Here is an 8,521-nt window from a genome sequence, read left to right as displayed (position 1 = left end):
TGTCGTGTCATCAAGGGTGGGATGAAGAAAGGGGATTTTTTGGAGTTTTTGAGAAGCGAGTTATGTCCGAAGCTAGAGGCGAGGAAGGTTGTGATTATGGACAATTTAAATATTCATCGGAGTCGGGAGGTTGAGGAATTGATTAGGGGGACAGGAGCGCGAATCCTATACCTACCTGTGTATGCACCGGAATTGAATCCTATTGAGATGATGGGGTCGGTGTTGAAGCATTTTATTCGGCAGCTTTCCAGAGTTGGGAAGTATAGCGTGGAGCAGATAGTGCAGACTTGTTTACTCCTGATCAATCCATCCTCCTTCCGAAGTTGGTTTGCTAAGTGTTGCTACTGTACCCCTTGATTCCTTAACAGACTGTAGCTTCCTGTCCTGAATCAGAACCTGTTGACAGCCGTAGTCCATTGTTGCTGAGTGGCGATCCAAAACTAAACTGTATTAACGACTCGCATCATTGGTGAGCAGCTAAAGCTGCTCGAAGGCTTTTCCGCCCCGCCCTACTCGCGCTAGCGGCGCGGAGCGCTGAGTACGGGGCTACCAAGCTACTCTGCTGTGTCATGCTTTCTTCTCTCTCTGCTCTGCCAGTTCACCTCTACCGCTGCCTAAGCTGTGGTCAGGAAGGGCTGAGCTTGCCGCCAGCGCGGGAGCCAGGGTCTGCTGTGGATCGGGTTTATTGTCCCCGCTGTGGCCAGGTTTACCCTCTCCTATCTTCCGGGGCGGTGGATTTTCTAGCCACCTCGCCGGAGTTGCCCCTCACTCCAGCTCAGGCCATTGCCCATCTGCCCGGCTTTGCCTGGGGCTACGATCGCCTGTGGCGGCCCTGGGCGCTGTCGCTGTTATCGGGGGAGAGCTTCGCCAGCGAGCGGGAAGGCCGATTGTTGGCGGAGCTGGTGGGGGAGGCAGATCCTGTCTTGGACTTGGGCACGGCAGGGGGGTACTGGAGCCGCCTCCTCCTGGCCAGGGATCCGCAGCGGACGGTGATTGGCCTGGACAATGCGGCAGGGGTACTGGCCGAGGCAGCCCAACAGGCCCAGCCCCACTGGCAGCACTACAGCCTAGTGCGAGCCCGGGCGGAACAGCTTCCCCTCGCCTCGTCAGCCTTTGGGGCGGTGATCAGCGGCGCCACCCTGAACGAGGTGCCCTTGGATCCCTGCTTGCGGGAAGTGGCCCGCATCTTGCGGTCTGGCGGGGTGTTTGTCTCGATGCACAGCCAGCAGGTGCAGGGATGGGGGCAGACGGTGCAGCACTGGCTGGAGGCGACCGGCCTTCGCTTTTTCTCCGCAGACCAGTTGCGCCAGCACTTTGCCCAGGTGGGGTTGCGCTTGGAGCGCTATCTCAGCTTCGGCTGGGTGGCTTTTGTGCAGGCGGTGCGCCTCTAGGGGATCCACTCCAGGCCAACGCCAACGCTGGATTCCCGCGCCAAGCTCGAGTGGCGCAGGCTGTAGCGGGCAGCGAGACGAAGGGAAGGGCTAATGGCGTAGGCAGCAGTGATCTCCGCTAGGGTGGCCTGTCCTTCTTCCGGCTCCTGCGGGGCCACCCAAGTGTAGCTGCCAGTCAAGTCGGCGGCTCCGGGCGCCAGGGCCAAAACGGCAAAAGCCCCATAGCTCACCCCGCTGAGGCGGCGGTTCTTTTGTTCCAAGGCTCGATAGCCCAGTTGGGGGGCCAGATTCAAGCGGGATCCCATGGGGGCAAGAAAGTAACGCACCTCTGACCCGTACTGGCGGATTTCTGGGTTCTCAGAAGATTGGCGATAGTCGCCGCTGAGGGTGAGGCGATCTCCCAGGCGCAAGTCCTGCAAGCTGATTCGCCACTCAGAAGCCGACTCGAAACCCGCCTGCAAACGGGTGGGCAAGACAGGAGTATCGCGGATTTCTTCCAGAAGATTGGGAGGGCCTTGCAGCCAGCGGCGCAACACGGGGCTATCCTCCACAATTTGGCTATCCAGCCCCAGATCTAGAACGGCTGAGAGGGCAGTTGGCCGCGGATCCGCTTCCCTGCGGCTCGCTTGGGTCGAATTGGCCCAGGCCGGCGATGCTGGCATCAGCCCAGCCCCAAGAAGCAGCATACCCAGGCAAAGCCCTCTACCAGATTGCCCTATCACCTGCAACCCCCGCCCCTCCCGTCCTCAACTGTAGCTGCTTCCAAAAGGATCTTTCATCTTTTTTCATGCAAACTCACGGGGGTCGCGGCTCTCAGCAGCGTAGGATGAGACCACAAGGAGGGCCCGACAACGGCAATGCAAAGACTAGCTGTTTCGGCTGTTGGCCATGACTCGCAGCCGCTGGGCCAGGTTTTGCAGTTGCCGCTCGAATTGCAGATTTTCCCGCTGCAACTGGCTAACTTTCTCACAGCTATAGAGAACCGTGGTGTGATCTTTTCCTCCAAAGTAATCGCCAATTTTGGGCAAGCTGAGGTTGGTGTAGTGGCGCATCAAAAACATAGCAATTTGCCGCGCTTGGCTGATGTCTCGCTTGCGGGAGGATCCCAATAAGCTTTCTCGGTCGATGCCGAATGCTTCACAGACTACGTCGATAATCATGTCGGGCGTGATCTCCTTGGGCTCACTGGGAGGGTTGAGAATGGGCTGAATGGTCTCCACACTCATCGGCAGGCCGGAAATGGAGACGTAGGCAACAGCACGGATGAGGGCACCCTCCAGCTCGCGGATGTTGCTGGTGTAGGTGGTAGCAATGTATTCAATGACCTCAGACGGCAGGCTCATCCCCTCGTACTCGGCTTTTTTCTTGAGAATGGCCATGCGGGTCTCGATGTCCGGCGGTTGAATTTCCGCAATCAAGCCCATCGAAAACCGAGAACAGAGCCGCTCCTGCAGCCGAGGGATGAGGTGAGGGGAGCGGTCGGCGGCCAGTACGATCTGTTTGCCTGACTCATGCAGCGTATTAAAGGTGTGGAAAAACTCCTCTTGGGTGTACTCTTTGCCTTCGATAAATTGAATGTCGTCCACCAATAAAATATCCACATCTCGATAGTGCTCCCGGAAAGACTGCATGCTGTCTCGCCGGATGGCGTCGATTAAATCGTTGGTGAAGCGCTCGGTGGACACGTAAAAGACTTTGGCCTGGGGATTCGCTTCCAGTTGGTAGTGGCCGATGGCCTGCATGAGGTGGGTTTTGCCCAACCCTACTCCGCCGCAGAGAAACAGCGGGTTGTAGGCCCGCCCAGGCTTGTCGGCCACGGCCAAGGCCGCCGCATGAGCCATGCGGTTGTTGGGACCAACCACGAAACGCGAGAAGGAATACTTGGGGTTGAGATCCGGAGCTCGCATGGGCAGGCTGCCGCTCACCTCCAGCCCCAGGGTGGCGGAAGCCGGAAAACTGCCGGCCCAGCGGGAGGTTGAGGCCCCAGCCGCTGTTGAAGGAGGGTCTTCTTCCACCAAGGCCTGGGGAGCGACGGAAAACTCCACCTGCAAAGGGATCCCGGCCACCCGCTGCACCACCTCAGTGATGGTGGAGGCGTAGTGCTTTTGCAGCCAGCCCCGCGCCCATTCGCTAGGAGTCGAGATGGTGAGGCGATTGTCCACCAACGACTCAGGCCGCGCCGTCTTGATCCAAGCCTCAAAGGTTGGACGGCTGAGCTGCACCTGTAGATGCCCCAGAGCTTCGTCCCAGAGTTGATCTAGGGAGATATCCACACCACACACCCAGAACGACACAGCCAAAGCCCAAAGAGAACAGGGGCGCCAACCCAGTGCCTCTGCTCTCTCGACTTGGACTTGGGATTCCCAATTTAGCTGCTCGGCGTGGGGCGGCCAATCTAGCAATTTTCCGTCGAGCCTGCTAGAATGGCACCTTGCTGATTGTCTGCAAGTGGACTGGGCTTCCCCCTCACCAGCCGCAGCAGGCCTTGTTGACATGATGAGTGGGTCTACACCATGACTCAGCGTACCCTTCGTGGCACCAATCGCAGACGCATTCGCGTCTCTGGGTTTCGGGCCAGAATGCGCACAGCAACCGGGCGGCAAGTCTTGCGGCGGCGGCGGGCCAAGGGGCGTTATCGCCTGGCTGTTTCTTGAGGCGCGATTCGGCTTTAAGGGCAGGGCCCTTTGTTGAATTCAGGGTGGGATCCGCCACCATGCTGCCTGCTCCTTATCGCTTGCGGGATCGGCGAGCTTTCCAGGCGCTTTACCAAGCGGGGCAGCGTCGTTCCGGTGCGGGCTTGACCCTTCTGTTTCAGCCGATGCCCCCAGGGTGTGAAGGGATCCCCAGCCAGGTGGGGTTGGCAGTTAGCAAAAAAGTGAGCAAATCGGCGGTACGGCGGAACCGGCTGCGGCGTCGCCTGCGGGAGGCCATACGGCCTCTCTGTCCAAACCTAAAGCCTGGCTACCAGTTGCTGCTCATCCCCAAGCCCAACCTGCTCACCTACAAGTGGCCAGAGCTACAGGCAGAGGTGCATCGTCTTTTGCAAAAGGCCGATCTGCTCGTCGATCCAAGCCCAGATCCTGGGCCTTCTTAGAGGCTGGGCAGGCTGCACTACCCGTGCTAGCCTGGTGCCATCATCTGCTGCTGGTTGCACCAGATATGGGGTGGGATGTACATCAAGCGGATCGAGCTGACCCGATTTAAGTCGTTTGGCAGCACGACCTCGCTGCCCCTGTTGCCGGGTTTTACGGTCATCTCCGGCCCCAACGGCTCCGGCAAGTCTAACATCCTGGATGGGATCCTATTTGCGCTGGGGCTGTCTTCCTCACGGGGGATGCGGGCAGAGAGGCTTTCGGATCTGGTGCATTCCGGCAGCCTCAACAGCAACCGGCGGGTGGAGACCCACGTTTCCGTCACCTTCGATCTGGGGCCGGGAGAAGATGGCCAGCCCAGAGAATGGAAAGTCAGCCGTCGGCTGCGGGTCAGCCCCGGCAAGGGGGAGGATCCCGACTCCCTGCCCTACACCAGCACCTTCTACATCAACGATGTGCCCTGCACCCTGAGCGAGCTGCACGAGCAACTGGAGGCGATGCACATCTACCCCAACGGCTACAACGTTGTCTTGCAGGGGGATGTTACCAGCATCATCTCCATGAACTCCAAGGAGCGGCGGCAGATCCTCGACGAATTGGCGGGGGTGGCCACCTTCGACCGCAAGATCGCCCAGGCCAACGCCAAGCTGGAGGGGGTGCGAGAACAAATTGAGCGCTTCCGGCTCATCGAGCAGGAATGGCAAGCCCAAAGAGAGCGGCTGCTCAAGGAGAGCGAAAAGGCGCAGCAGTACCAGCAACTGCGGCTGCAGTGGCAAACGCTGGAGCAGCAGCAACAGGTGTTGCTCTGGCGGCATTTGCAAGCCCAAGTGGAAGCAACCCAGGCAGCCATTCGTCAGCTTTTGGCAGCTCAGGAGCAAGCCACTGCTCAGGTGCAGACCTTGAGCGAGCAGTTGCAGCAGGCCGAAGCCGCCCTGAGCGAGCTGCAAAGCCGCATCCACGCCCTGGGGGAGGAAGAATACCTGCACCTGCAGGCCCAGATCGCTGCCACCGAAGTGCAACGGCAACAGCTCAGCCAACAGATCGCAGCCTGGCAGCAGGAAATCGAGCAAGCGCAGCGCCTGCAGCAGGAGCGCCAAACCCAACAGCAGCACCTGCAGACAGAGCTGGAACACCTGCAAAGCCAACAGGAGCAACTGGCCCAAGCCCAGGGATCCCTGCAAGCCCAGGTGCAGAAAGCCCGAATCAGCCTGGAGCAAAGCCGCGAACAACTGCGGGCCCTGGCCCAATCTGCCGAGGCCTGGGTCAAGCAGCAGCGCTACCTCACCCGCCACCTCGAAGAGATCCGCGCCGAACAGGAGCCTCTGCAGCAGGAGCAAATTCGCCTGCAAGAGCGACAACGGCAACTGGAACGGCAAAGCCAGGAGACCCAGGCGGAGATCGCCCAGATCGAGACGTGGCTGGGATCCCACCTGGCCCTCACCGCCGAGCTGGAACAGGCCTGCCGGCAGTCGGAAGCCCAGGTGCAGGCCCTGGCCCAAGAGCTGGCGCAACTGCAATCCAACCTGGAGCTGGATCGCGCCACCCACGAGCGGCTGGCCGCCGAGTTCCACGCCAAGCAGCGGCAACTGGACAAATGGGAGACCCGCCGCCAAGTGTTGCAAGAATCCCAGGGATCCCGCGCCACCCAGGCCATCCTGAGCGCCCGCCTGCCGGGGGTTTTGGGATTGGTGGCCCAGTTGGGGCAGGTGGATCCCCAGTATCAACTGGCGCTGGAGATCGCGGCAGGCAACCGACTGCACTTTGTGGTGGTGGAAGATGACAGCGTCGCCGTCAGCGCCATCAACCTCTTAAAGCGGGAAAAACTGGGGCGCGCCACCTTTTTGCCTCTGAACAAGCTGCCGCCCGCCCGCCCGCCCGCCCCCCTCAACTTAAACGGTCTGATCGACTACGCCATTCGTTTGGTGCACTTTGAAGAGCGCTACCGAGATGTTTTTGGCTTTGTGCTCGGATCCACCCTGGTTTTCCAGAGCCTGGAGCTGGCCCGGCCCTACATCGGCCAGCACCGCATGGTCACCCTGGAAGGGGAGCTGCTGGAAACCTCAGGGGCCATCAGCGGCGGCACCAGCCCGCAGCGACAGGGGATCCATTTTTCTGCCGGCGAACACTCGGAAGGGGAAGCCCTGCGCGCCCGCCTGGCCGATCTGGAAGCGCTGCTGGCCGCCCTCACCCCTCGCCTAAAAGCCGCCCAAGCCCGCGAAAAACAACTGGCCCAGACCCTGCTCCTGGCCCGCCAGGATGCCCTGCAAGCCCGGCAATATCTGGAGCGACACCAGGCCGATTGCCAAAACCAGCAGGCCCGCCTGCAACACCTACAGGGATCCCTGACGCAATGGCAAAGCGAAAGCCACCAGATCCAGCAGCGGCTGCACCAGATTCAACTCCGCTGGGATCCCTTGCAACAGCGCCTGGCCGCCCTCACCCTCAAGCTCAGCCAACTGGAGGGATCCCCGGTCAACCAGCACTGGCAGCAACTGCAGCAGACAGTGCAGCAGCAGGAGAGCCACCTGGCGGAGCTGCAACACCACCTGGCCCACCTAGAGCGACAGCAACAGGAGAACCTCAGCCAGCAACACCTGAAGCAGGCCCAGATCCAGCACCACCAGGAGCGCCTGCAAGAGGGCGAACGGCGTCAGGCCCAACTTCAAGAGCAAATCGCCCAGGCCCAGGCCACTCTCGCCCAAATCCAGCAGCACATTGCCGAGCAACGGCAACAGATGGGCCAGATTGAAGCCCGCCTCGCCCACCTGCGCCAAGAGCGAGAGCGGCAGGAATTTCAACTGCGCGCCCAACAGCAGCAGCTCCAACGCCTGGAATGGGAACGCTACAACGCCCTCACCCAACAGCAAGAAAAAGAGGCCATCCTGGCCCAACTGCAAACCCAACTGCAAGCTGCGGCCCAAGCGCTGCCGCATCCCCTTCCCCCCTTGCCCCCCCACCTGACCCTAGACGAGCTGCAGCAGCAAAAACGCAAAATCGAAGAGCAATTGCGATCCCTGGAGCCGGTGAACATGTTGGCCATCGCCGAATATGAACAGACCCAAGCCCGCCTAGGGGATCTCAGCGCCAAACTGGCAACCCTGCACCAAGAGCGCACCGAATTGCTGCTGCGCATCGAGAACTTTTCTACTCTGCGCCGCCAAGCGTTTTTGGATGCCTTCCATGCCATCAACAGCCATTTCCAGACCATCTTTGCCCAGCTTTCCGAGGGCGAGGGCTACTTGGAATTGGAAAACCCAGAGGATCCTTTGGCTGGGGGTCTGACCCTGGTGGCCCGCCCCAAAGGCAAGCCGGTGCGTCGTCTCAGCGCCATGTCGGGCGGAGAAAAATCCTTGACGGCCCTCAGCTTTATTTTTGCGTTGCAACGGTTTCGCCCCTCCAGCTTTTATGCCTTTGACGAAGTGGACATGTTTTTGGATGGGGCCAACGTGGAAAAGTTGGCCGACATGATCTGGCAGCAATCCCGCCAGGCACAATTTTTGGTGGTCAGCCTGCGCCGCCCCATGATCGAAAAAGCTGAGCGCACCATCGGGGTGACCCAGGCTCGCGGCGCCTACACCCAAGTAATTGGCCTGGTCAACCCCACCGCTCACGTCGGCTAAACTAGACCGACACTTTTATTTTGTGGTGGAGATCCTCTCGCCCACCGATTCTTGGGTTCAAGCCCAGGCCAAGATGCAGGAGCACTTGGACAACGGCTGCCGCTTGGGGTGGCTTTTGGATCCCAAGGCCAAGCGGGTGATGATCTACCGGCCAGGACAGGCGCCGGAGCTGGTGGAAGACCCAGAAACCTTGTTGGGAGAAGACGTGTTGCCCGGCTTTACCCTGCCCATCCGCAAAATCTGGTCTGCCGAGAGCTAGAACCTGCCAGGGTTGCCCTTACCTCCAGACCTACAACCGCTAGGGTTTTGAGAGGCAAAAAATAGGCACCCCCCACTGCGGACAGTGGCAGAAGGGAGTGCGCGGGGTTTATTCTATTCGCAGCCTCTGCAAAAAGGCAGGTCGCCATGAAGAGATGGG

General features: G+C 60.1%; 8 protein-coding genes. 6 read left to right on the top strand and 2 right to left on the bottom strand.

Features of this window, described 5'->3' with window-relative positions; translation table 11 throughout:
• Together NW841_RS04485 and NW841_RS04480 are read left to right on the top strand one after the other, a co-directional pair.
• On the top strand, positions 1-357 hold a 357-nt coding region (locus NW841_RS04485), incomplete at its 5' end, for a transposase (protein ID WP_414385567.1).
• 212 nt (positions 358-569) lie between these two features.
• On the top strand, positions 570-1,391 hold the full coding sequence (locus tag NW841_RS04480; protein ID WP_414364788.1) for a class I SAM-dependent methyltransferase: 822 nt from the start codon (positions 570-572) through the stop codon (positions 1,389-1,391).
• On the opposite strand, the gene NW841_RS04475 is transcribed toward NW841_RS04480, so the two are convergent.
• Positions 1,388-2,053 (bottom strand): hypothetical protein, encoded by a 666-nt coding sequence (locus NW841_RS04475; RefSeq protein ID WP_414364790.1) that lies wholly within the window; start codon positions 2,051-2,053, stop codon positions 1,388-1,390. The genes NW841_RS04480 and NW841_RS04475 overlap by 4 nt on opposite strands.
• 204 nt (positions 2,054-2,257) lie before the next feature.
• Positions 2,258-3,664: a chromosomal replication initiator protein DnaA gene (gene dnaA / locus NW841_RS04470; protein WP_414364792.1), complete on the bottom strand. Its 1,407-nt coding sequence runs from the start codon at positions 3,662-3,664 to the stop codon at positions 2,258-2,260.
• Between the two features lie 240 nt (positions 3,665-3,904).
• Here dnaA and rpmH point away from each other — a divergent pair, with 240 nt between their 5' ends.
• The 4 genes from rpmH to NW841_RS04450 all read left to right on the top strand — a co-directional run bounded on the left by rpmH (position 3,905) and on the right by NW841_RS04450 (position 8,362).
• Positions 3,905-4,045, top strand: a complete 141-nt coding sequence (rpmH, locus tag NW841_RS04465) for a 50S ribosomal protein L34 (RefSeq protein WP_011434477.1) — start codon at positions 3,905-3,907, stop codon at positions 4,043-4,045.
• Between the two features lie 59 nt (positions 4,046-4,104).
• Positions 4,105-4,485 (top strand): ribonuclease P protein component, encoded by a 381-nt coding sequence (gene rnpA, locus NW841_RS04460; protein ID WP_414334703.1) that lies wholly within the window; start codon positions 4,105-4,107, stop codon positions 4,483-4,485.
• A gap of 75 nt (positions 4,486-4,560) precedes the next feature.
• The gene (gene smc / locus NW841_RS04455; protein WP_414385566.1) at positions 4,561-8,103 is read left to right on the top strand and encodes a chromosome segregation protein SMC; all 3,543 of its coding nucleotides are present in this window, start codon (positions 4,561-4,563) and stop codon (positions 8,101-8,103) included.
• Entirely contained in the window at positions 8,069-8,362 is a 294-nt protein-coding gene (locus NW841_RS04450) for a Uma2 family endonuclease (RefSeq protein WP_414364795.1), read from the top strand. The genes smc and NW841_RS04450 overlap by 35 nt, the downstream gene beginning before the upstream one ends.
• Positions 8,363-8,521: the final 159 nt, after the last annotated feature.

This window comes from Synechococcus sp. H60.3 (genome assembly GCF_047462295.1).
Taxonomy (GTDB): Bacteria; Cyanobacteriota; Cyanobacteriia; order Thermostichales; family Thermostichaceae; genus Thermostichus.
This window is presented reverse-complemented; position numbering and strand designations above follow the sequence as displayed.

Coding starts and splice junctions, on each gene's coding strand:
- NW841_RS04480 (WP_414364788.1), top strand. CDS start 570: ATGCTTTCTTCTCTCTCTGCTCTGCCAGTTCACCTCTACCGCTGCCTA.
- NW841_RS04475 (WP_414364790.1), bottom strand. CDS start 2,053: ATGCCAGCATCGCCGGCCTGGGCCAATTCGACCCAAGCGAGCCGCAGG.
- rpmH (WP_011434477.1), top strand. CDS start 3,905: ATGACTCAGCGTACCCTTCGTGGCACCAATCGCAGACGCATTCGCGTC.
- rnpA (WP_414334703.1), top strand. CDS start 4,105: ATGCTGCCTGCTCCTTATCGCTTGCGGGATCGGCGAGCTTTCCAGGCG.
- smc (WP_414385566.1), top strand. CDS start 4,561: ATGTACATCAAGCGGATCGAGCTGACCCGATTTAAGTCGTTTGGCAGC.